At 68.6% G+C, this 21,679-nt stretch carries 17 protein-coding genes; 11 read left to right on the plus strand and 6 right to left on the minus strand.

All coding sequences use genetic code 11. The features are described 5' to 3' along the window. Positions 1-74: 74 nt before the first annotated feature. Positions 75-1,091 carry an amino acid ABC transporter substrate-binding protein gene (locus ACEU5R_RS04580; protein WP_103272245.1) on the minus strand — a complete coding sequence of 339 codons (1,017 nt, stop codon included), beginning with the start codon at positions 1,089-1,091 and terminating at the stop codon, positions 75-77. A gap of 292 nt (positions 1,092-1,383) precedes the next feature. Between ACEU5R_RS04580 and ACEU5R_RS04585 the strand changes: the two genes are divergently transcribed. The 3 genes from ACEU5R_RS04585 to cheD all read left to right on the plus strand — a co-directional run bounded on the left by ACEU5R_RS04585 (position 1,384) and on the right by cheD (position 4,186). Then, positions 1,384-2,088 carry a cell division ATP-binding protein FtsE gene (locus ACEU5R_RS04585; protein ID WP_103272244.1) on the plus strand — a complete coding sequence of 235 codons (705 nt, stop codon included), beginning with the start codon at positions 1,384-1,386 and terminating at the stop codon, positions 2,086-2,088. Continuing rightward, a complete protein-coding gene (locus ACEU5R_RS04590; RefSeq protein WP_392409253.1) occupies positions 2,085-2,993 on the plus strand; it encodes a cell division protein FtsX in 909 nt (302 codons plus the stop codon). Before ACEU5R_RS04585 ends, ACEU5R_RS04590 begins: the two co-directional genes overlap by 4 nt. A gap of 407 nt (positions 2,994-3,400) precedes the next feature. Next, entirely contained in the window at positions 3,401-4,186 is a 786-nt protein-coding gene (gene cheD, locus ACEU5R_RS04595; protein WP_392409254.1) for a chemoreceptor glutamine deamidase CheD, read from the plus strand. Between the two features lie 80 nt (positions 4,187-4,266). Here the strand turns inward: cheD and ACEU5R_RS04600 are convergent, their stop codons facing one another. After that, entirely contained in the window at positions 4,267-7,884 is a 3,618-nt protein-coding gene (locus tag ACEU5R_RS04600; RefSeq protein ID WP_392409255.1) for an indolepyruvate ferredoxin oxidoreductase family protein, read from the minus strand. Between the two features lie 382 nt (positions 7,885-8,266). Between ACEU5R_RS04600 and mutY the strand changes: the two genes are divergently transcribed. Then, positions 8,267-9,334 carry an A/G-specific adenine glycosylase gene (gene mutY, locus ACEU5R_RS04605; RefSeq protein WP_392409256.1) on the plus strand — a complete coding sequence of 356 codons (1,068 nt, stop codon included), beginning with the start codon at positions 8,267-8,269 and terminating at the stop codon, positions 9,332-9,334. 139 nt (positions 9,335-9,473) lie between these two features. On the opposite strand, the gene ACEU5R_RS04610 is transcribed toward mutY, so the two are convergent. Together ACEU5R_RS04610 and ACEU5R_RS04615 are read right to left on the minus strand one after the other, a co-directional pair. Beyond that, positions 9,474-10,112, minus strand: coding sequence for an outer membrane protein (locus ACEU5R_RS04610; RefSeq protein WP_392409257.1), 639 nt, complete (start codon positions 10,110-10,112; stop codon positions 9,474-9,476). Between the two features lie 655 nt (positions 10,113-10,767). After that, a complete protein-coding gene (locus ACEU5R_RS04615) occupies positions 10,768-11,493 on the minus strand; it encodes a TetR/AcrR family transcriptional regulator (protein WP_392409258.1) in 726 nt (241 codons plus the stop codon). A gap of 211 nt (positions 11,494-11,704) precedes the next feature. Here ACEU5R_RS04615 and ACEU5R_RS04620 point away from each other — a divergent pair, with 211 nt between their 5' ends. From ACEU5R_RS04620 to ACEU5R_RS04645, 6 genes are all read left to right on the plus strand, one after another. After that, positions 11,705-12,964, plus strand: a complete 1,260-nt coding sequence (locus ACEU5R_RS04620) for an alpha/beta hydrolase (RefSeq protein ID WP_392409259.1) — start codon at positions 11,705-11,707, stop codon at positions 12,962-12,964. 22 nt (positions 12,965-12,986) lie between these two features. Further along, entirely contained in the window at positions 12,987-13,880 is an 894-nt protein-coding gene (locus ACEU5R_RS04625) for a VOC family protein (protein ID WP_392409260.1), read from the plus strand. A 23-nt stretch (positions 13,881-13,903) separates the two neighbouring features. Further along, positions 13,904-15,592 carry an AMP-binding protein gene (locus ACEU5R_RS04630; RefSeq protein WP_392409261.1) on the plus strand — a complete coding sequence of 563 codons (1,689 nt, stop codon included), beginning with the start codon at positions 13,904-13,906 and terminating at the stop codon, positions 15,590-15,592. After that, on the plus strand, positions 15,579-16,055 hold the full coding sequence (locus tag ACEU5R_RS04635) for a thioesterase family protein (protein ID WP_212317111.1): 477 nt from the start codon (positions 15,579-15,581) through the stop codon (positions 16,053-16,055). The genes ACEU5R_RS04630 and ACEU5R_RS04635 overlap by 14 nt, the downstream gene beginning before the upstream one ends. Continuing rightward, complete coding sequence (locus ACEU5R_RS04640; RefSeq protein WP_392409262.1) at positions 16,052-17,191, plus strand: FAD-dependent monooxygenase; 1,140 nt, start codon at positions 16,052-16,054, stop codon at positions 17,189-17,191. The genes ACEU5R_RS04635 and ACEU5R_RS04640 overlap by 4 nt, the downstream gene beginning before the upstream one ends. Positions 17,192-17,332: 141 nt before the next feature. Continuing rightward, entirely contained in the window at positions 17,333-18,382 is a 1,050-nt protein-coding gene (locus ACEU5R_RS04645) for a Bug family tripartite tricarboxylate transporter substrate binding protein (protein WP_392409263.1), read from the plus strand. Between the two features lie 53 nt (positions 18,383-18,435). On the opposite strand, the gene ACEU5R_RS04650 is transcribed toward ACEU5R_RS04645, so the two are convergent. Next, the gene (locus ACEU5R_RS04650; protein ID WP_392409264.1) at positions 18,436-19,260 is read right to left on the minus strand and encodes a helix-turn-helix transcriptional regulator; all 825 of its coding nucleotides are present in this window, start codon (positions 19,258-19,260) and stop codon (positions 18,436-18,438) included. 83 nt (positions 19,261-19,343) lie between these two features. Here ACEU5R_RS04650 and ACEU5R_RS04655 point away from each other — a divergent pair, with 83 nt between their 5' ends. Further along, positions 19,344-20,114 (plus strand): class I SAM-dependent methyltransferase, encoded by a 771-nt coding sequence (locus tag ACEU5R_RS04655; RefSeq protein WP_392409265.1) that lies wholly within the window; start codon positions 19,344-19,346, stop codon positions 20,112-20,114. Between the two features lie 50 nt (positions 20,115-20,164). On the opposite strand, the gene ACEU5R_RS04660 is transcribed toward ACEU5R_RS04655, so the two are convergent. Then, the coding region (locus ACEU5R_RS04660; protein WP_392409266.1) for a mannitol dehydrogenase family protein at positions 20,165-21,679 on the minus strand (1,515 nt) is incomplete at its 5' end.

A 21,679-nucleotide genomic window follows, 5' to 3' on the forward strand; every position in this document is an offset into this window, starting at 1 on the left:
GCCGCCCACTCCTGCCGCCCGCTCGCGGCGGGCAGGGCGGGACATCGGGTCCCGCCCCCGGGCAGCCCCGCGTGTCAGCGCACGGGCCAGCCGTACATCAGGCCTCCGTTCTTGTACGAAGCGTTCAGGCCGCGCTCAAGCTTCATGGCGCTCTTCTGGCCGAGCGTGGTCTCGAAGCTCTCGCCGTAATTGCCCACCTGCTTGATGATGTTGTAGGCCCACTTGTCATCCACGCCCAGGTTCTTGCCCATGCCCGGGGTCACGCCCAGGATGCGCTGGATGTTGGGGTTGGTGCTCTTGGTCATCTCGTCGACGTTGGCCTTGGTGATGCCGTATTCCTCGGCTTCCAGCATGGCGTTCAGCGACCAGCGGACCACATTGAACCATTGCTCGTCACCCTGGCGCACCATGGGGCCCAGCGGCTCCTTGGAGAAGCCTTCCGGCAGGATCACGTACTTGTCCGGGTTCTCGAGCGTGGTGCGGGTCGAGGCCAGCTGCGACTTGTCGGTCGTGAAGGCATCGCAGCGGCCGGCCGAGAAGGCGCGGATGATCTCGTCGTACTTGTCGATCACGACGGGCTTGAATTCGATCTTCTGGCCGCGGAACCAGTCGGCCAGGTTCAGCTCGGTGGTGGTGCCGGGCTGCACGCAGATGGTGGCGCCGTTCAGTTCCTTGGCGCTCTTGACGTTCAGGTCCTTGGAGACCATCACGCCCTGGCTGTCGTAGTAGTTCACGCCCACGCCGATCAGGCCCAGCGTGGTGTCGCGCGTCAGCGTGACGGTGGTGTTGCGGGTCAGTACGTCGACCTCGCCGGACTGCAGCGCGGTGAAGCGCTGCTGCGTGTTCAGCGGCGTGACCTTGATCTTGCTGGCGTCGCCGAACATGGTGGCGGCGATGGCGCGGCACAGGTCCACGTCCAGGCCCTTCCATTCACCCTTGCTGTCCGCGATCGAGAACCCCGGAATGCCCGTGGAAACGCCGCACTGTACAAACCCTTTCTTCTTGACGTTGTCGAAGGTCGCGCCCGCATGGGAAGCTGCGGAAGCAGCAAACAAGGCGGCGCCGACAGCAGCGAGTTTCAGTACTTTCATCGTGATCTCCGTGTGGGTGAATCGAAGCCGGTAACCGGGCCGTGTGGGCCCTGCACATGCGCCGAATGGTAGCGGCGGCGCAGCAAGCGGCGCATCGGGGAATTCCCTCGAAATATAGGGACACTGGATCAATAAAACGATCGTCCACCATGAAAAATGGGGACGGCTTTTCGTTGGAAGATCTTGTGTTTCCGCACGGTCACACGCGTGTTTTGGAAACGTCTTCATCACGCGGGAATGCGTCCGCATCCCTGTCCCCGAGTTACTATTGCGGCTTCATCCGACAGCCGCCATGATCGAATTCCAGCACGTCTTCAAATCGTATGGCCGCGGCCGCAACATCCTGGCCGACATCAACTTCCGCGTCAGCGCGGGAGAGTTCATTTTCGTGTCCGGGCCGTCCGGCGCCGGCAAGTCCACCCTGCTCAAGCTGATCGGCGGGCTGGAGCCCGCCAGCCGCGGCTCCATCCAGGTCAACGGGCAACGGCTGGACAAGCTGCCGGCCCGCGCGCGCCCCTATCTGCGGCGCGCCGTCGGCGTCATCCTGCAGGACACCCATCTGCTGTTCGATCGCAGCGCGTTCGAAAATGTCATGCTGCCGCTGGCCGTCACCGGTCAGGCCTGGGACTCGGCGGCCGCGCGCGCCCGCGCGGCGCTGGACAAGGTCGGCCTGTCGGGCAAGGAAGAACTGAACCCGATCGAGCTGTCCGGCGGCGAGCAGCAGCGCCTGGCGATCGCCCGCGCCATCGTCAACCGCCCCGCCATCCTCATCGCCGACGAGCCCACCGCCAATCTCGACCATGACAACGCGCAACGCATCATGAATGTGTTTCGCGACTTCAACCGCGTCGGCGTCACCACGCTGATCGCCTCGCACGACCAGGAACTCATGGCGCGCTACGCCACGCGCACCCTGCGCATCGACCCCGGCAAGTTCTCCGATTCCCACGGCCCGGCCACGCCCGCGCCGGCCGCCGGCGAAGGAGCGCAAGCATGAACGCCTGGCTGCGCCAACACCGCTACGCGCTCATGGTCACCGTGCGCCGGCTGATCAAGCAACCCTTCTCCTCCCTGGCCAACCTGCTGGTCATGGCCCTGGCCCTGGCGCTGCCGCTGCTGGGCAGCGCCATCCTGGTATCGGTGCAGCCGGTGGCGCGCCAGATGTCGGTCACGCCCGAGGTCACGGTCTTCATGCGCGTGGACGCTCCGGCTGGCGCGGCCGCCGGCGTGGCCAAGCGCATCCAGTCCGAGCACCAGGACGACATCCGCGCCGTGCGCGTGGTAGGCCGCGACGACGCGCTGGCCAGCCTGCGCGCCAACCCCGCCTGGCAGCAGGCGCTGGCCGTGCTGCCGGGCAACCCGCTGCCCGACGCGGTGGTGGTCACGCTGGCCGACGGCGAGGACCTGTCGGGCCGCGCGGACCGGCTGGCCAAGATATGGAAGCAATGGGACCAGGTCGACCTGGTGCAGCTGGACAGCGCCTGGGTCCAGCGGTTGGAGGCCATCCTGCGCTTCGCCCGCATCGGCCTGGGCTTCCTGGCCGCCTGCGTGGCGGTCGTGGTGCTGGCTACGGTGTTCAACACCGTGCGCATGCAGGCGCTGTCGCAACGCGAGGAAATCGCCGTGGCGCGGCTGGTCGGCGCCACCGAATCCTTCGTGCGCCGTCCCTTCCTGTACCTGGGCGGCCTGTCGGGCGCGCTGGCCTCGCTGCTGGCCATTGGCGTCGCGGCGCTGGCCTTGTCGCCGCTGAACAACGCCCTGCTCGGCCTGGCCCGCAGCTACGGCGCCGAGTTCGCCCTGCGCCTGCCCGGCACGCCCATGCTGGCGGGCGCCGTGCTGGCCGCCGCCGTGTTGGGCGCGCTGTCGGCGCGCTGGTCGGTCACGCGCAGCACACGTTTCTGAACCGGCGTCAAACGCCGTTCTAAAGCCCCGTATAAAGCACCTTCTTCCCCGTGATCGGGGAAAAGCCGCGCGCAGTCCCCGTGTAGGATGGTCCCAGATCATCCCGGCGGGACCGCGCGCGACTGGCGCGGCCCCTGCCCGCGGAGACGGCGAAACCCAAGTCCGGCCCAGAGGCCGCGGCCTTGCGGCGGCCGCCGCCGTGGAACGGAAAGAACAAAACACAGGAGACGCAGCCAGCCATATAAGCAGGGACGCATTGTCGCCGCCGTTACACAGCATTTCTCCCGCTGGTCTTGCGAATATGCAAGAATAAAGCGCAAATTTTTTACATATTTTGAAACGAATTCTGTTTTCCGTAGCAGTGCACTTCGTGTCCTTATCGTTGCCCTTGCCCAATATTCCGCGCCATGGTCTCCCGTCTTGAAGCTCGCGCAACGCGCCATTACTACGACAGCGCGTTCCAATGTCAGGCGGTGAAAGTACTTCCCAACGAGTACTACGTCACCGACGAAGACCTGATGATCTCGACCGTGCTCGGGTCGTGCGTCGCCGCCTGTATCCACGATCCCAAAACCGGGGTCGGCGGCATGAACCATTTCATGCTGCCGGAGGGCGACATGCAGTCGCCCGCCTCGGCCACCATGCGCTATGGCGCCTTCGCCATGGAAGTGCTGATCAACGAACTGCTCAAGGCCGGCGCTTCGCGCGACCGCCTGGAAGCCAAGGTGTTCGGCGGCGGCGCGGTGCTGTCCGCCATGCAGCAGATGAACATCGGCGAACGCAACGGCCAGTTCGTGCTGAACTACCTGAAGACCGAAGGCATTCCCGTCAAGGCCCAGGACTTGGGCGACGTGCATGCGCGGCGCATCAATTACTTCCCGCGCGACGGCCGGGTCATGGTGCGCAAGATGGCGCCGCACCACCAGCGCGCCGAGGAGATCATCGCCAAGCGCGAACAGGTCGCCGCGCAAAGCGTGCAGGCCAAGACCGAGAGCCCGCCGCGCGTCGAGCGCTTCACGCGCCCCGGCGTGGAGCTGTTCAAGCGTCCGGCGGCGCGGCCCGGCGTGGAGCGCTTCGACACCGCGCCCACCCGCCCCGGCGTGGAACGTTTCAACACCGGCGCCGCGCGCCCTGGCGTGGAGCGTTTCGATACCGGCATCACCCGCCGCAACAAAACGGAAACCACCGGCTGATTCCGGGCGGATCGGCGCGAACGCCGATCCGCGCCTGTCCGGCATCCCCCGTGCAGGGGCCGCGACGCCCTGCCCCGTCTTCAGGCCGCCCGCGTCCCGTCCAGCTTCACGACCGTCGCGGTGAAATCCTTCAGCAGCGCCTCGCGACGCTGCGCCGCCCGCGCCATGGCTGCCTCCTTCACATGACCGTAGCCGCGTATTTCTTCGGGCACGCTGGCCAGCGCCACGGCACGGTCCAGGTTGCCGCGATTGAGCTTGGGCAGGATGGCCGTCAGCGTCTCGTGGTATTCCCTGACCAGCTCGCGCTCGGCGCGCCGCTCGGCGGTGTAGCCGAACGGATCGAAGCGCGTGCCGCGCAGGCGCCGCAGCCGCGCCAGCAGGCGGAACAGGCGCAGGGTGCCCGGGCCGTAGGCGCGCTTGACCGGCTTGCCGTCCGGGCCGCGCCGCGCGAACAGCGGCGGCGCCAGATGAAAGCGCAGCTTCCAGTCGCCTTCGAACTGCTGCGCCACGCGACGCTCGAACTCGCCATCGGAGTACAGTCGCGCCACTTCGTACTCGTCCTTGTAGGCCATCAGCTTGAAGGCATAGCGCGCCACCGCCAGCGCCAGCCGCTGCGTGCCGGTGGCCTCGCGCTCGGCGCGCGCCACCTTGTCGACCAGGTCGGCATAGCGCGCGGCATAGGCGGCGTCCTGATACCGGGTCAGGAACTCGCGTCTCACCGACACCAGTTGCTCCAGCTCGCCCGCGGGCTTCTTCAGCTCGGCCACCGGCGCGGCGGCGCGCGGACGCCGCAGTTCGACGATGCCTTCCGGATAGACCGACGCCGGCTTCGGCCCCTGCGCCACCAGCCGGTTCAGCCCGGCCAGGTCCTGGGCCGCGCGCCGACCCCAGGCGAAGGCGGCCTGGTTGGCGGCCACCTGCTGCCCGTTAAGCTCGATGGCGCGCAGCAGCGACTCGCGCGACAGCGGCAGCCAGCCCTTCTGATAGGCATAGCCCATCATCAGCGGATTGGCGTAGATGGCATCACCCAGCAGCGCCACCGCCAGCGCGGCCGCATCCACCGTGTCCACATGCTCCTTGCCGCACACGCCTTCCAATTCGGAGGCCAGCGCCGCGCCGGGCAGGGTCCAGTCGGGATTCTTGACGAAAGCGGCGGTCGGGGCGGTATCGCTGTTGAGCAGCACGCGCGTGCGTCCCGGCGACAGACGCGCCATGGCGTCGGCGCTGGTGGCCACCACCAGGTCGCCGGCCAGCACCAGGTCCGCCTCGCCCATCGCCACGCGTGTGTTCATCAGCTGATCCGGCGCGGCGGCCAGCACCACGTGCGAATACACGGCGCCGCCCTTCTGCGCCAGGCCCGCCATGTCCAGCACCGAACAGCCCCTGCCCTCGATATGCGCGGCCATGCCCAGCAACTGGCCGATGGTGACCACGCCGGTGCCGCCCACGCCGACGATGAATACGCCATAAGGGCGCGCAAGACCGGGCACCGCCGGCGCCGGCAGCGCGTCGTCGATCGCGCCCTCGGGCGCCAGCGGCTGCGGCTTGCGCAGCTTGCCGCCTTCCACCGTCACGAAGCTGGGGCAGAAGCCCTTCAGACAGGAGAAATCCTTGTTGCAGCTGGACTGGTTGATGGCGCGCTTGCGGCCGAACTCGGTCTCCAGCGGCTCGACCGACAGGCAATGGGACTGCTCCGAACAATCGCCGCAGCCCTCGCACACGCGCTCGTTGATGAGCACGCGCCGCGCCGGGTCGGGATAGGCGCCGCGCTTGCGGCGCCGGCGCTTCTCGGTGGCGCAGGTCTGGTCATAGATCAGCACCGACACGCCGGCGTGGTCGCACAGTTCGCGCATCACCGCGTCGAGTTCGTCGCGGTGATGCACCGGCACGCCCGGCGCCATGCCGGCCATGCCGCGATACTTGTCCGGCTCGTCCGTCACCACCACGATCTTGTCGATGCCCTCGGCCGCGACCTGGCGGCTGATCATGGGCACGCTGATGGGACCGTCCACCGGCTGCCCGCCGGTCATGGCCACCGCGTCGTTGAACAGGATCTTGTAGGTGATCGGCGCCTTGGCCGCGACCGCCGCGCGGATCGCCAGCAGCCCGGAATGGAAGTAGGTGCCGTCGCCCAGGTTGGCGAACACGTGCTTCTCGTCGGTGAAGGGCGCCTGGCCGATCCAGGGCACGCCCTCGCCGCCCATCTGGGTATATGCCTGGGTGTTGCGGCCCATCCAGGTCACCATGTAGTGGCAGCCGATGCCGGCCATGCCGCGCGAGCCCTCCGGCACGCGGGTGGACGTATTGTGCGGACAGCCTGAACAGAACCAGGGCTTGCGCTCCTCGACCACGCGCGGGCGCGCCAGCGCCTGTTCGCGCGCGGCGATGGCGTCCAGCCGCGCCTGGATGCCGGCGCGCACATCCTCGGGCAGCGCGAAGCGCAGCAGCCGCGAGGCGATGGCCTTGGCCACCATGGCGGGCGAGAACTCGTAGTGCGCGGGCAGCAGCCAGTTGCCCTGCGGCACGGCCCATTCGCCGCCGTCCTTGTCATCGAACTTGCCAACCACGCGCGGGATCTTCTTGCCGCTGCCGATCCAGCCGAACAATTCTTCCTTGAGCTGGTATTCCAGCACCTGGCGCTTTTCCTCCACCACCAGGATCTCGTCCAGCCCGTCGGCGAAACGCTGCGTGCCGGTGGATTCCAGCGGCCACACCATGCCCACCTTGAACAGCCGCAGGCCGATGCGCCGGCAAACCTCGGGCGACAGGCCCAGGTCCGCCAGCGCCTGACAGGTGTCCAGATAGGCCTTGCCCGACGTCATGATGCCGAAGCGCGCCTCGCTGACGGGCACGTGCCAGGGCTCGCGGTTGAGCTGGTTGGCGCGCGCATAGGCCAGCGCGGCGTACAGCTTGTAGTCCAGCAGCCGCGCTTCCTGTTGCAGCGGCGTGTCGGGAATGCGGATGTTCAGGCCATCGGGCGGCAGCTGGAAATCCTCGGGCAGCAGGATCCTGACGCGCTCGACATCCACGTCGACCGAGGCGGACACCTCGACGATGTCGGTGATGCACTTCATGCCCACCCAGACGCCCGCGTAGCGGCTCATGGCCCAGCCATGCAGGCCGTAGTCCAGCACTTCCTGCACGCTGGCCGGAAACAGCGCCGGAATCATGCAGGCCTTCAGGATGTGATCGCTCTGGTGCGGCAACGTGGAGGACTTGGCCGGATGATCGTCGCCCGCCACCACCAGCACGCCGCCATGCGGCGAGGTGCCGGCGGCGTTGGCGTGCTTGAACACGTCGCCGCAGCGGTCCACGCCCGGCCCCTTGCCATACCACATGCCGAACACGCCGTCATAACGCGCGCCGGGAAACAGGTTGACCTGCTGCGTGCCCCACACGGCGGTGGCGGCCAGGTCCTCGTTGATGCCGGGTTGGAACTCGACATGGTGCGCCTTCAGGTACTTGGCGGCCTTCCACATGTTCTGGTCCACGCCGCCCAGCGGCGACCCCCGGTAGCCCGACACGAAACCGGCGGTGTTGAGCCCGGCCCGCGAGTCCCGCAGGCGCTGCATCATCGGCAGGCGCACCAGCGCATGGATGCCGCTCATCCAGGCGCGGCCGGTTTCAAGGGTGTACCTGTCGTCCAGCTGGACGGATTCGAGGGCCGCCAGCACGGCCGGCGAAAGAGGCGCATTCATGTACATCGCTCCAGTGAGTGTCACTCGACCTGCAATCGCAATACATAAATCCACAGCACAAACCCGCCGCCGCGCCTGAAGTTGCCGCGCTCCGGCTTCCTCCTTTGGCAAAGAGGAAGGCGTCCTGGACGCCTGCGGCCATTATGCATTCAAGCGCGCGCCGCCGCACGCCTGCGTCGCGCGTCCCATGAACCCGGAATGCCGCCTCGACAGCCAAGGCAAACAGCCACGCCGGACACACGAGCCCTCCCCGCGCCAGCCCATGACGCCGCACAAACGCGGCCGCGCGGATCCGGCTCCGCCGGTCCGCCACGGCGCCCCTTGAGGGGAAGCGCCGCAGGCGCTTCGGGGTGGGCCTTATACGGGCCTTATACTTTCACGCATGGAATTTTCTCCCCGCATCGTCGCCTGGCAGCGCCAGCACGGCCGCCACGATCTCCCCTGGCAGAACACGCGCGATCCGTACCGCATCTGGCTGTCGGAGATCATGCTGCAGCAGACCCAGGTCGCCACCGTGATCCCGTACTACGAGCGCTTCCTGGCCCGCTTTCCCGACGTGGCCGCGCTGGCCGCCGCCGCTCAGGAAGACGTGATGCCTTACTGGGCCGGCCTGGGCTACTACGCGCGCGCCCGCAACCTGCACCGCTGCGCACAAGAAATCGCGCGCGACTGGCAGGGCCGCTTCCCGCCCACGGCCGAAGCCATCGCCACCCTGCCGGGGATCGGCCGCTCCACGGCGGCCGCCATCGCCGCCTTCGCCTACGGCGAGCGTTCCCCCATTCTGGACGGCAACGTCAAGCGCGTGTTTACGCGCCACTTCGGCATCGCCGGCGATCCGTCAAAGCGCGAGATCGAACAGCGCCTGTGGGCGCTGGCCGACACGCAGGTCGAAGTGGCGCCGGACCTGGACATGGCCGCCTATACCCAGGGCCTGATGGACCTGGGCGCCACGCTCTGTACGCGCGGCAAGCCGGCCTGTGACAAGTGTCCGGTGGCCGATACCTGCGTGGCCAGGCGCGAAGGCCGCCAGGCCGAGCTGCCCACGCCCAAGGCGCGCAAGGCGGTGCCCGAGCGCGAGACGGCGATGCTGGTGCTGCAATGGAATGGCGCCTACCTGTTGCAGCAGCGGCCCGAGCCCGGCATCTGGGGCGGCCTGTGGAGCCTGCCCGAATTCGACGCGGCCGGCGATCCCGGCGCGGCGTCCCGCGAGCTGGGCCTGGAACCGGAACGGCACAGCGCGCTGGCCGCGTTCTCGCATACCTTCACGCACTACCGGCTGCATATCCGGCCGTGGTGGGTGGAAGTGCGCTCGGCCGCGCTGCGCGAAGGCGGCCCGCCGTCGCGCTGGGTGCCGGCCGATGAGCTGGCAACCACCGCGCTGCCGGCGCCGGTGAAGAAACTGCTGACGGGGCTGGCGCAGGCGAATTCGGCCGAGGGTCGGCTGTTCTAAGCCTGGCAGGTGATCGAACCCGCCTGAGGCAAGGCCCAGGACAAGCCGGAAAACCCAGGAAAAAAGAACGCGGGCAGAGCCCGCTGCAATGGCCCTGCCCGCGCCGCTCGACCCTGTTGTCTGATGCAGCCGGCGCGCCTCAGAACTTGTAGGCGATACCCAGGCGCACGTCGTGCGTCTTGAAGCTGAGGGAATCGGACACGTCGCTGAAAATCTTGGCCTTGCCGAAATCGGAATAGCGATATTCGACGCGAGCGATCAGGTTGTCGGTCACGGCGTAGTCCAGGCCCGCGCCGATGGTCCAGCCCGTGCGCGTCTTCGATACATCCAGCATGCTGCCTTCCTCATCCCAGACCGACAGCTTGTATTTCCCATAGGAAAGACCCGCCGCGACGTACGGCAGGAACCGATCGACCGCATAGCCTGCGCGGATCCGGGCCGCGCCATTCCAGCGCATCTTGATCGACGTTCCCACTTCGGGATCGCGGATGCCACCGTCGTAGTACTTGCCATTGTTCTTGATATTCGCAAGGCTGAAATCCGCATCCAGGCCCAGCACCATGTTGTTGCTGAACTGATGGTTGTAGCCGCCGTAGATGCCGCCCAGGAATCCATCCGGGCTGAACTTGAGCTGCTCATCGATATCGCTGCTGTAGCGGGACGTGCCCGAGGCGTAGCCCATCTGCCCGCCGAGATAGGCGCCGGACCAGTCATAGCCCGCGGCGAGGGCGCTTGTCGAAGTCAGTAGAACAGTCAATGCAGGCAATAGAAATTTCATGGCAAATCCTCTTGTTGAAAACACCGGTGTAAATGCTGCTTTCCATCCTGGCATCCATGGCGCGTCTCTAGACTCGCGCCATGCCAGCAACGCGCGAACCATCCGGCGGCCATTACATGGCCGCCACCCGTCGCTCCCTGCTTGAACATGCAACGTTGGAGCTTCCCGATCCCCCTTTTCCGTTTGTTTTTCGTGCCTTACCGGCGGCGCGCAGGCCCCTGCGGATTGCGCCTCATGTCCATCCAGGCGCAAGCGATTCCGGCCGCGAATGCCTGCAGAGCAGTCACGGCAAAGGCGTGGCCTGTCCAGGATTACCGATGAGCGTCGATGCGGAATGAACGCCTCTGCCGCGAGGCGCGATGCATGAGGCACGGGCGATACTACATACGCCAACGTGGCTTGTGGCGCGGCTGCGGGCCGCTTCTGGATGAATCAGACGAAGTAACTGGCCAAGCTGCGGGCAAATAGAATTCGTCCGAATAAATCTCGTAGTTTTATGACTCGACAGGTGCGAGATCGCAACGCTGCGTCGGTTGAGACCGAACCGCAGTGACACTCGCTGGAATCAAGTATCAGATGTCCAGCTCTGCAAGGGCGTGCCCGGCCCATGGCACGAGAAACCGGCCGGGCGCCTCGCGGGCCATGGCGCCCCCGCCTAACCGCGACTCAGGCCCGAGCCATCGCCGTCCGGCAACACCAACTTCTCCAGATACGCCAGGTCCTCGCGCAGCAGCCGCAGCGACTCGCTGACGTCGGGGCTGCGCGTGCGACGCGCCTCGTCGCGCAGCAGCGAACGCACCGCCATGTCCGCCATGATGGCGGCGACTTCGGCGCGGCTCAGGCGGCCGTCCGGCTTGTACCACCAGGCCGACCAGTTGCACATGCCGATCAGGCTGACGGCCGCGATGTGCGGATCGACCATGCGGAACTGGCCGTCGCGCACGCCCTTTTCAATGACCACGCTGAAGTTCTCCAGCAGGCTGCGCCGCGCCGCCTGCAGGGCCGCGCGCTGCTTGGGCGTCATGTCGCCCTCGGTGCGGTCGGCCACGCGGAATTCCGCCGGCCGCGACAGGATCAGGTCGGCATGCTGGGTCACCAGCGCGCCCAGCGCCTGGACCGGATCCAGGTCGGCGCGCGCCACGGTGTCGCCCGCCAGCTTGCGCGCCGTGTTCAGCACCTCTTCGGTCAGCGCGCGCAGGATCGCGTCCTTGTTCTTGAAGTAGTAATAGACGGCGGTGCGGCTCAGGCCCAGCGCTTCGGCGATGTCCTGCATGCTGGTGCCGCCGGTGCCGCGTTCGATGAACAGCGTGGCGGCGGCGTCGAGGATGGCGCTGCGCAGCGCCTCGCCTTTCAGGCTTCCCTTGGTGCTTGCGTCGGTCACGGTGGCGTTCTTCCTTTTCTATGGCCGCCCGGCGCGGGCGGATCGTGGCGGGAGCGGGCGCGCCGGCCGGCTCCGTTGCAGGGGTCCGCGCAGCGCGGACATTCGTCCGATTTGACCACAGCGTCAGTTTTTCGACTTTGATTGACATCAAAGTCAAATATTTGTCTAATCTGACAAATCAAACCCGAAACGACTATCCAAGGAGACGGATATGACTTCCGGCAGTCCTTCCAGCCACGTCACCGCTGGCTTCCTGAACACCGACTGGAACCCCCGCGATCTCCCGCCAGGCGCCTCCACCCGCAACGTCGTGCTGCGCACCGCCGACGGCGCCGCCACCTCCGGATCGCTCTACCTGCCCGCCGGCCCCCGGCCCGACACCGTGGTGTGCGTGATGCATCCGCGCGAGTTCATGGCCTGTCACTACCTGATTCCCGATATCGTCGGGGCCGGCTGCGCGGCCTGGTCGCAGGGAGCCCGCTCGGTCGGCAACGACCTGCGGCTGGAGCACGAAACCGCCCTGCTGGACGTGGCCGCCGGCCTGGCCCACCTGCGCGGCCAGGGCTTCAAGCGCATCGTCCTGCTGGGCAATTCGGGCGGCGCGGGGCTCTATGCCTTCTACGCGCACCAGTCGGGCCTGCCGGCGGCCGAGCGGATCGCCCGCACGCCCGGCGGCAAGCGCAGCGGGCTCAACGAGCTGGACATGCCCACGGTCGACGGCATGGTGCTGATCGGCCCCCATCCCGGCCAGGGCGCGCTGCTGCTGAACTGCATCGATCCGTCCGTCGCCGACGAGAACGACGCGCTGTCGGTCACGCCCGAACTGGACCCGCTGGCGCCCGCCAATGGCTACCAGCCCGGCGGCCGCGCCCGCTACGCGCCGGCTTTCGTCGAGCGCTACCGCGAGGCGCAGCGCCAGCGCGTGGCGCGACTGGACGAGCAGGCGCGGCGGATGATCGCCGAGCGCATGCAGGCGCGCGCCGCGCTCAAGGAGCAGACGGAACCCTCGCCCGAACTGCGTCGCCAGGCCGCGCACACGCCCGTGATGGTGGTCTGGCGCAGCGACGCCGACCTGCGCTGCCTGGACCTGAGCCTGGACCCGTCCGACCGCCACCCCGGTTCGCTGTGGGGCAAGGATCCCTATGCGTCGAACTACGGCGCGGTCGGTTTCGCCCGCTTCTGCACGCCGGAAAGCTGGCTGTCCACCTGGTCCGGCCTGTCGTCCAACGCCAGCCTGGCGCGCACGGCACAGGGCATCGTCCAGCCCACGCTGATCATCGAATACACGGGCGACCAGGCCTGCTTTCCTTCCGACGTGCGCGCCATCCACGACGCGATTCCCGCCGCCGACAAGACCCACCTGCGCATTCGCGGCGACCACCACGGCCGCGCGCTGGCCGAGGGCGAAGAGCCCGGCCGCTACGCGGCGGGACGCGAACTGGCGGCGTGGCTGCGTGCGCGCTTTCTGTAACCCGACATCCATGGAACCGATCATGACCGCCACGACCTCCCCCGCGCTGCGCCTGCATGGCGTGGACCACACCGCCCGCCCCACCTGGAAGCTACGCGAGACCGTGCGCTTCTACCGCGACATCCTGGGACTGCCGCTGGTGCACGTCATCTCGGCGCGCGGCTGGGGCCCCGCGACCCATCCCGATTTCCTGCACTTCTTTTTCGACAGCGGACGCGGCAGCACCATCGCGTTCTTCTACTACCTGGGCTCCGAGGAACCGGAAGCGATGCGAGGACGGTCCGCCTTGCGGCCGCTGCCCGAGGACCACGTGTCCGACGCCACCCACACCGCCTGGCAGGTCGAGAGCGAGGACGAGCTGAAAGCCTGGAAGCAGAAGCTGCAGGACGCCGGGCTCGACGTGTCGGTGGAAACCCGGCACGAAGTCATCGAATCGATCTACGTACGCGACCCCAACGGCTACTTCATCGAATTCACCCGCAAGCTGCGCCCGCTGGCCGGCATCGACGCGACTGACGCGGCGCTGACCCTGCAGGCGGCCATGCAGGCCGAGGCGGATGCCGAATCGCGGGGACAGCGCGTGCGCCACGTGGACGACATCTGGGCGCGCAAGGCCGCGCTGCTGGAAGCCCGGCTGGACTTGCGGGACGACGCGGCCGGATCCGGCGTGCGCATCTTCGTGCCGCGCGTCGAGGAATTCTCCGCGCTGATCGAGGACGCTTCGCGCCGAGCCGACTGCGCCGTGGTGCCGGCGGACGAATTCGACTGCATCGTCGCCGACGGCCCGCTGGAGTTCCGTCGCAAGACGCTGGGCCTGAAGCCGGCGGTCTGGTATGGCCTGTTCACGGGCGGGGTGCGCGGCGCCATCGACGTGTTCGACCGCGACCGCGTGCGGATTTCGCCGGTCGGCAGATAGCGCCGCGGCAGGAGGAGACAGACATGCGAGACATACGCTGCCCCATAGAGGGCGTGACTTACCACCCCGAAGACCGCGCCCGGCGCTATTTCGCCAGCGGCGCCTGGGAACGCCGCACGGTCGGCGACGCGCTGCGCGCCACCGCCGCCCGTTGCCCGCAACGCACGGCGCTGATAACCGACGAAGGCAGCCTGAGCTTCCGGGAGCTGGACCAGCGCAGCGAACGGCTGGGCGCGGCGCTGCTGAAGCTGGGCATGCGCCCATCGGACCGCGCTATCTTCCAGATGGGCACGACGCTGGAAACGGCGGTCGCGCTGCTGGCCTGCTACAAGGCCGGCATCGTGCCCGTCTGCACGCTGCCGCAGCACCGCGAGCTGGAGATCGGCCAGTTGGCGCGGCAGACGCGGGCGCGCGGCTACTTCGTGCAGGCGGACTTCGGCAGCTTCGACCTGGTGGCCTTCGCCGCCGGCATGCTGGCCACGGACGACACGCTGGCGCACCTGATCGTGGCGCGCGGCGACGCCGGCGCCCACGCGGCCATGCAGGCGTTGATCGATGCCATGCCGCTGGACGAGGCCACTGCCCTGCTGGCGCGGCAAGGCCCCGGCTGCGAGGACGTGCTCAGCTTCCAGCTGTCCGGCGGCACCACCGGCATGCCCAAGATCATTCCGCGCTTTCATGCCGAGTACCTCGGCCACGCGCTGGCCTGCGCGCGCCGCTACCAGATGGAGGAAGAGGAACGCATCATCTGGTCGCTGCCGCTGCTGCACAACGCGGCCCAGGTATACGTGCTGATACCCGTGGTCGCGATGGGCGTGTCGGCCGTGCTGATGCCGCGCGTGGACGTGCCGCGCATGCTGACGCTGATCGAGCGGCACCGCGTCACGCGCGCCATGTCCATCGGTCCCATCGCCCCGCAGATCATGGCCTATGACCGCCTGGCCGACCATGATCTCAGTTCGCTGCGGCTATTCATCACCATGAGCGCGGCGGAACGGCTGGAAGCGCATCTGCGCGTGCCCTGTTCCAACCTCTTCGGCATCACAGAAGGGCTGTTGCTGGGTTCGCCCGCCAGCGCCCCGGCGCAGGCGCGCCATCACACGCAGGGATTTTCCGGCTGTCCCGACGATGAGCTGCGGCTGCTGCGCCCCGGCGCCGAGGAACCGGCCGCGCCGGGCGAAGCCGGTGAACTCTGTTTCCGTGGCCCGGCCACGCTGCCGGGCTTCTTCGACGCGCCCCAGGCCAATGCCGGCGCCTTCACGTCCGACGGCTTCTACCGCAGCGGCGACATGATGACCGCGCGCATCGTGAACGGACAGACCTGCTACGTCTTCGAGGGCCGGCTGCGCGACAACATCAATCGTGGCGGCGAGAAGATCGGCTGCGAGGAAGTCGAGGCCCAGGTCGGCGCGCATCCGGCCATCGCCGAGGCCCGCCTGGTGGCCATGCCCGATCCGTTCTATGGCGAAAAGGGCTGCCTGTTCGTGATCCTGCGGCCTGGCCATGCCGCGCCCACCGTGCCCGAGCTGGCGGCCTTCCTGACCGGCCGCGGTCTGGCCAAATACAAGTGCCCCGAGCGTATCGAGAGCATCGAGGCTTTCCCCGTCACCAAGGTCGGCAAGCTGGACAAGGCCGCCTTGCGCCAGGCCGTGGCGACCATGCTGAACCAGGAGGCCGGGCAGGCCAGGGAGCAAGACGATGACCAGCACTGAATACGTGGTGAGCGAACGGCCCTTCGTGGTGCGACGGCGGGTCAAGTGGGGCGACTGCGACCCCGCCGGCGTGGTCTACACCGTCACCTTCGGCGAATACGTGCTGTCGGCGGCCGAGCTGTTCTACGGCTACCTGTTCGACGGCACGCCGCAGCGCATCAAGGACGAGCATGGCTTCGGCACGCCCACGCGCGCGCTGTCCTTCGACTTCCAGGCCTCGCTGTGGCCGGACGAGGAATTCGACATGCGCGTCACGGTACACGAGGTGCGCACCCGCACCTACACCCTTCACATCCACGGCAGCGCGCGCGGCAAGCCCGCTTTCGACGCCGTCCTGACGCCGATCTGCGTGGCCCGCGGCGAGCGGCGCGCGATCGAGGTGCCGGACGCGCTGCGCACGCGGCTGCTGTCTTACCAGGAAGCCTGCGCGCAGGCGCAAACCAGCGGGAGCGCTGAAAAATGAAGATCGCCATCATCGGCGCCGGCCCGGCCGGCCTGTATTTCTCGCTGCTTGCCAAGAAGCACGACCCCAGCCACGAGATCACGATCTACGAGCAGAACCCGCAAGGCGCCACCTATGGCTGGGGCGTGGTGTTCTCGGACATCGGCCTGGCCTTCCTGCGCGATGCCGATCCGGAGTTCTTCGGCAGGTTCGTCGCGCATCACGAGCGCTGCGATTACATGGAAATCGTGCATCAGGGCACGCGCGTCCAGGTGCAGGGCAACCATTTCTCGCGCACGTCCCGCATCGACATGCTGGCCGTGCTGGAGCAGGCCTGCCGCGAGGCCGGCGTGCGGATCCTCCACCAGCAGCGCATCGAGGACGTGGCGAGACTGGCCGGCGAGGTCGACATGGTGGTCGCCGCCGATGGCAGCAACAGCGCGGTGCGCAAGCAGTACGCCGAACATTTCCGCCCGGCCTTCGAACGCCGCCGCAACAAGTTCGCCTGGTACGGCACGCGCCAGCGCTTCCACCCCGTGTCGCTGATCTTCCGCGAGGCCGAGCACGGCATCTTCATCGCCCACAGCTACCAGTACAGCAAGGACCTGAGCACCTTTCTGGTCGAGGTGGATCCGGACAGCTGGCGCCGCGCCGGCCTGGACACGGCCAGCGAGGACGACAGCCGGCGCTACTGCGCCGAGGTGTTCCGCGAGGACCTGGGCGCCAACGAGCTGCTGGGCAATCGCTCGCTGTGGTTCGAGGCGAACATCGTGCGCAACGAATGCTGGTCGCACCAGAACATCGTGCTGCTGGGCGACGCGCTGCGCACGGTGCATTTCTCGTTGGGCTCGGGCACCCGCATGGCCATGCAGGACGCGATCGCGCTGCACCAGGGGCTGCTGCAACACCCGGGCGACGCGCGCGCCGCCTTCGCGGTATTCGAGGCGCAGCGCCGCCCGGCCTCGTCCAGCTTCCAGGCCGCCGCCGCGCGCAGCCTGGACTGGTACGAGAACGTGGCCGACAAGATGCACCTGGACCCGGTCGACTTCGCCTACGACTACATGCGCCGCACCGGCCAGGTCAGCCACGACGACCTGCGCCAACGCGACCCGGCCTTCGCCTTGGCCTACGAGGCGCGCCACCCGGTGACCGCCTGAGTACCGGCGGCCGGGACGCCGCGCCGCACGGCATTACGCAGCACCGCAGCACGCACATCCGCAGCACGCATACCCGCAGCACCCACGACAGGCGGCCGCCGAGCCGCCGCATAACCATCCATGGAACATGGAGGAGACATCATGAACATCCCTCACGCTGCGCACGATTGCAGCCCTGCCGGACGCGCCGGCCCGCCCTCCCGCAACGGTCCGGCCAGGAACGCGGCGCGCTGGCTGACGGCCGCCGCGCTGGCGCTGGGCTGTGCCGGGGCCATGGCCCAGTCGGGCGCCTACCCCAGCCATCCCGTGCGCATGGTGCTGCCCTACTCGGTGGGCAGCGGCCCCGACGCGGTCGCGCGCATGCTGGGCGAACAGCTGACCGCCGCCTGGAAGCAGCCGGTCATCGTCGAGAACAAGCCCGGCGCCAACGGCTGGCTGGCGATCGGCGACGTCAAGCGCGGCGGCCAGGACGGCTACTCGCTCGCCATCGTCGACAACACCCACATGACGCTGCAACCGCATCTGTACCGCAGCCTGCCGTTCGACCCCGTGCGCGACTTCGAACCGGCCGCGCCGATCTACCACACGCATTTCTTCGTCGTGGTCTCGGCCGACTCGCCGTGGAAGAACGTCGGCGACCTGGTCGCGGCGGCGCGCGCGCAGTCCGACAGGCTGACCTATGGCACCTGGGGCATGGGCAGCGTGGCGCACGTCGGCACCACCATGTTCCAGGACGCCACCGGCACCCGCATGACGCATGTGCCGTTCAAGGACCTGTCCCAGCTCTACACCGCCGTCGCCAAGGGCGAGGTCGATTGGGCCTTCGGCACGGCGGCGACGGTGCAGAACCTGTACCAGGCCAAGCGGGTCAAGCTGCTGGCGCTGGCCGCGCCGGCGCGGCTGCCCTCGTACCCGGACGTGCCGACGGTGGCCGAGGCCGGCGGGCCGAAAGACTTCGAGCTGAAGACCTGGGTGGCGGCATTCGTGCCCAAGGGCACGCCCGCGCCGGTGCGCAAGCAGCTGAACGAAGGCATCGCCGCGGCGGTCCAGTCGCCGGCGGTGCTCAAGCGCTTCGAGACCTTCGGCTTCCAGGCCTGGCCCGCCAGCGCCGCCGAGCTGTCGCAGGCGCGCGAGGCGGATTCGGCGCGCTTCGCGGAAGTGGTCAAGAAGGCCAATATCTCGCTGGACTGAGCCATGCGATCGGGGCCGGCGTCATCCGGCCCCGCCGCGCTACCGCCGGCGGCTCAACCCCGTTCGCCGCCGTCCAGCAGCATCACCAGCTTCAGGTCCGGATGCGTGGCCAATCGAAAGGTGATCTGCTGGAACGCCAGCTGGCCGCTGCGCGGGTGCTGGAATTCACGCAATCCCCCTTCCCGCTCGACCACCGCGTGCCGCGTCCACCAATGGGCGAACACCGGACTCTGGCGGTTCAGCGCGTCCGCCAGCGCCAGCACGGCGGGCTCGTCCAGGTGCGCGCCCGCGTCGGCGCGGAACTCGGCCACCACGCGGCGCGCGCGCTGCTCCCAATCCACCACCAGTTCGCGCGCGGCCGGGTCCAGGAAGATATAGCGCAGCAGATTGGGCTCGGGATCGCGCAGGGGCCAGTCGTCGAACAGCTCGCGCAAGGGCTCGTTCCAGGCCAGCAGGTTCCAGGCGCGGTCCAGCACATAGGCGGGCGCGCGGATCGCGTCCACGCAGGCGCGCAGCGGTCCTGGCGCGCCGCCGGCGTCGTCGCGCGGCGGCTGCGGATCGGCGCAGTCGGCCAGCTCGAACAAATAGGCGCGTTCGGCGCGCGCCAGCTGCAACACGCCGGCGATGCGCGACCAGACCGAGGGCGACACCGACACTTCGCGGCCCTGTTCGATCCAGGTGTACCAGGTGACGCTGATGCCGCACAGCTGGGCCACTTCCTCGCGCCGCAGGCCGGGCGTGCGGCGGCGCGAGCCTTCCGGCAGCCCCGCCATCTGCGGCGTGATGCGCGAACGGGCGCTGCGCACGAATTCACCCAGCGCCTGACGGCGCAGGGCCGAGCCGTCGCCGCCGGCCACCGCTTGAGGGGAACTATTCATACCAGGATAACCTGTGGTCTTGTACGTGTATGGGAGCCCGCCTATCTTAGCGCCTGGCCCCACTCACCCCGCAAGGATGTCCCATGACCGCCAGCACCCATGATGATGCCGTCCACCGGCAATTCAGCCCGCAAGCCACCGCCTACCTGAACAGCGCCGTCCACGCTCAGGGCGAGGACCTGCGCCAGATGGCGGCCATCGCCGCCGCGCAGCCCGGCGCCCGCGTGCTCGACCTGGGCTGCGGCGGCGGCCATGTGAGCTTTCATGTCGCGCCCTCGGCCGCCTCGGTCACGGCCTACGACCTGTCGCAGCAGATGCTGGACGTGGTGGCCGCCGAAGCCGCGCGACGCGGCCTGGACAACCTGTCCACCTGTCGCGGCAAGGCCGAGCGCCTGCCCTTCGCCGACGGCGAGTTCGATCTGGTGATGTCGCGCTATTCCACGCACCACTGGCAGGATCCCGGACTCGGCCTGCGCGAAGCCTTCCGCGTGCTCAAGCCGGGCGGCACGGCGGTGTTCGCTGACGTGGTGTCGCCGGGCGAGGCCCTGCTCGACACCTGGCTGCAGATGATCGAGGCGCTGCGCGACACCTCGCACGTGCGCGACTACTCGGTGGCGGAATGGACCCGCCTGCTGACTGAAGCCGGATTCACGCTGCAGGGCGTGACGCCGCGCCGGCTGTCGCTGGAATTTCAATCCTGGGTGACGCGCATGCGCACGCCCGACACACTGGTCGCGGCGCTGCGCCATCTGCTGGCGATCGCGCCGGACGTGGTGCGCGCGCATTTCGAGATCCAGGCCGACGGCTCGTTCTCCAGCGACACGGCCACCCTCGTGGTGAGAAAGCCCGGCTGAGGCCGGCGGGCACGGGCGGATCCCGCAGGATCGCCCACCGCCTGACGGCGCTAGCGCCCGCCGCCGTCAAGCGCCTCCAGCGCGCCGGCCACGCCCAGGCTGCGCAGCGCATGAACGGCCTGGGCCACGGCGCGCACGAAGCGTGCATCCTGCCCCAGCTCGCCGAACACGGGTTCGAAGCCGGCCAGCGCGGTGGTCCATTCCAACATGGCGGCCGGCCCTGGCCCGGCAAGCGTCGCCGCCGTTTCGGCCTGCTCCAGCCGCCGCGCCAGCGCCCCGGCCATCGGATCCTGGATGTCATAGCGGCGTCCCGCCTGATCCACCCCGCGCAGATAGTGCAACCAGCCCGCCACCGCCAGGGCCAGCAGCGGCATGGGCTGCTCGCGCGCCAGCCTGGCGCGCGCGGTGTCGAGCAAGCGTTGCGGCAGCTTCTGCGAGCCGTCCATGGCGATCTGGCGCGTTTGGTGCCTGAGCGCCGGATTGGCGAAGCGCTGCAGCAAGCGCTCCTGGTACTGCGCCAGATCCAGTCCCGGCAGCGGCGGCAGGGTCGGCGCGATTTCCTCGCGCATCAGCCGCTCCAGATAGCGCCGCAACGCCGGCTGCGCCAGCGCCTGATCCACCGTGTCCCAACCCGCCATCACCGACAGATAGGCCAGGGCGGAATGCGCGCCGTTGACGTTGCGCAGCTTGAGCGTCTCGAACGGCGCGGCTCCGGCCACGAAACGCGCGCCGCCAGCGCGCCAGTCAGGACGACCGGCCGCGAAGCTGTCCTCCAGCACCCATTCCAGGTAGGGCTCGGCCATGACCGGCCAGGCGTCCGCCAGGCCCAGCGCCCGCGCCACCGCCTCGCGGTCGGCGTCGGTGGTGCGCGGCACGATGCGGTCCACCATTGAGCACGGAAACGTGCATTCGGCGGCGATCCAGCGCGCCAGCCCGGCATCCACCTGCTCGGCGAAGGCCAGCACCATGCCGCGCAGCAGATGGCCGTTGGCCGGCAGGTTATCCAGCGACATGAGAGTGAGCGGCCCGCGCCCCGCCGCCCGACGCCGCTGCAAGCCCCACGCCAGATAGCCGATGGCGCTGCGCGGCGCCAGCGGCTGGCCCAGGTCGTGGACGATATCCGGATGATCCAGGTTGAGCTGGCCGCTGGCCGGATCGTGGCAATAGCCCTTCTCCGTGACGGTGAGGCTGACGATGCGCGCGTCCTCGTGGGCGATGCGCGCCAGCACGGCTTGCGGATCCTCGGGCGCGACCAGCGATTCCAGCAGGCAGCCGATCACGGCCAGCCGCTGGCGCGGCTCGCCATGTTCGTCCGCGTCACGCAGCGCCAGCGTGTACAGGCCGTCCTGCGGCGCCAGCGCGTCGCGGGTGTCGGGTTGGCGCAGCGAGACGCCGCAGATGCCCCAGGCCTCGCCCGCGCCGGCGGTCAGCGCCGCCTCGTTGACCGCGGCCAGATGCGCGCGCGCGAAAGCGCCCAGGCCCAGGTGCACGATGCCGGCGCGCAGGGGGGGGGGGGGGGGGGGCGGGCCCCCCCCCCCCCGGCGCCCAAACCCCCCCCGGCCCCC

The sequence above is a fragment of the Achromobacter sp. 413638 genome (genome assembly GCF_043119405.1).
Taxonomy (GTDB): domain Bacteria; phylum Pseudomonadota; class Gammaproteobacteria; order Burkholderiales; family Burkholderiaceae_B; genus Achromobacter.

What these genes read in the sequence shown, in the direction of transcription:
- ACEU5R_RS04580 (WP_103272245.1), bottom strand. Translation starts at nt 1,091, where the DNA reads ATGAAAGTACTGAAACTCGCTGCTGTCGGCGCCGCCTTGTTTGCTGCT.
- ACEU5R_RS04585 (WP_103272244.1), top strand. Translation starts at nt 1,384, where the DNA reads ATGATCGAATTCCAGCACGTCTTCAAATCGTATGGCCGCGGCCGCAAC.
- ACEU5R_RS04590 (WP_392409253.1), top strand. Translation starts at nt 2,085, where the DNA reads ATGAACGCCTGGCTGCGCCAACACCGCTACGCGCTCATGGTCACCGTG.
- cheD (WP_392409254.1), top strand. Translation starts at nt 3,401, where the DNA reads ATGGTCTCCCGTCTTGAAGCTCGCGCAACGCGCCATTACTACGACAGC.
- ACEU5R_RS04600 (WP_392409255.1), bottom strand. Translation starts at nt 7,884, where the DNA reads ATGAATGCGCCTCTTTCGCCGGCCGTGCTGGCGGCCCTCGAATCCGTC.
- mutY (WP_392409256.1), top strand. Translation starts at nt 8,267, where the DNA reads ATGGAATTTTCTCCCCGCATCGTCGCCTGGCAGCGCCAGCACGGCCGC.
- ACEU5R_RS04610 (WP_392409257.1), bottom strand. Translation starts at nt 10,112, where the DNA reads ATGAAATTTCTATTGCCTGCATTGACTGTTCTACTGACTTCGACAAGC.
- ACEU5R_RS04620 (WP_392409259.1), top strand. Translation starts at nt 11,705, where the DNA reads ATGACTTCCGGCAGTCCTTCCAGCCACGTCACCGCTGGCTTCCTGAAC.
- ACEU5R_RS04625 (WP_392409260.1), top strand. Translation starts at nt 12,987, where the DNA reads ATGACCGCCACGACCTCCCCCGCGCTGCGCCTGCATGGCGTGGACCAC.
- ACEU5R_RS04630 (WP_392409261.1), top strand. Translation starts at nt 13,904, where the DNA reads ATGCGAGACATACGCTGCCCCATAGAGGGCGTGACTTACCACCCCGAA.
- ACEU5R_RS04635 (WP_212317111.1), top strand. Translation starts at nt 15,579, where the DNA reads ATGACCAGCACTGAATACGTGGTGAGCGAACGGCCCTTCGTGGTGCGA.
- ACEU5R_RS04640 (WP_392409262.1), top strand. Translation starts at nt 16,052, where the DNA reads ATGAAGATCGCCATCATCGGCGCCGGCCCGGCCGGCCTGTATTTCTCG.
- ACEU5R_RS04645 (WP_392409263.1), top strand. Translation starts at nt 17,333, where the DNA reads ATGAACATCCCTCACGCTGCGCACGATTGCAGCCCTGCCGGACGCGCC.
- ACEU5R_RS04650 (WP_392409264.1), bottom strand. Translation starts at nt 19,260, where the DNA reads ATGAATAGTTCCCCTCAAGCGGTGGCCGGCGGCGACGGCTCGGCCCTG.
- ACEU5R_RS04655 (WP_392409265.1), top strand. Translation starts at nt 19,344, where the DNA reads ATGACCGCCAGCACCCATGATGATGCCGTCCACCGGCAATTCAGCCCG.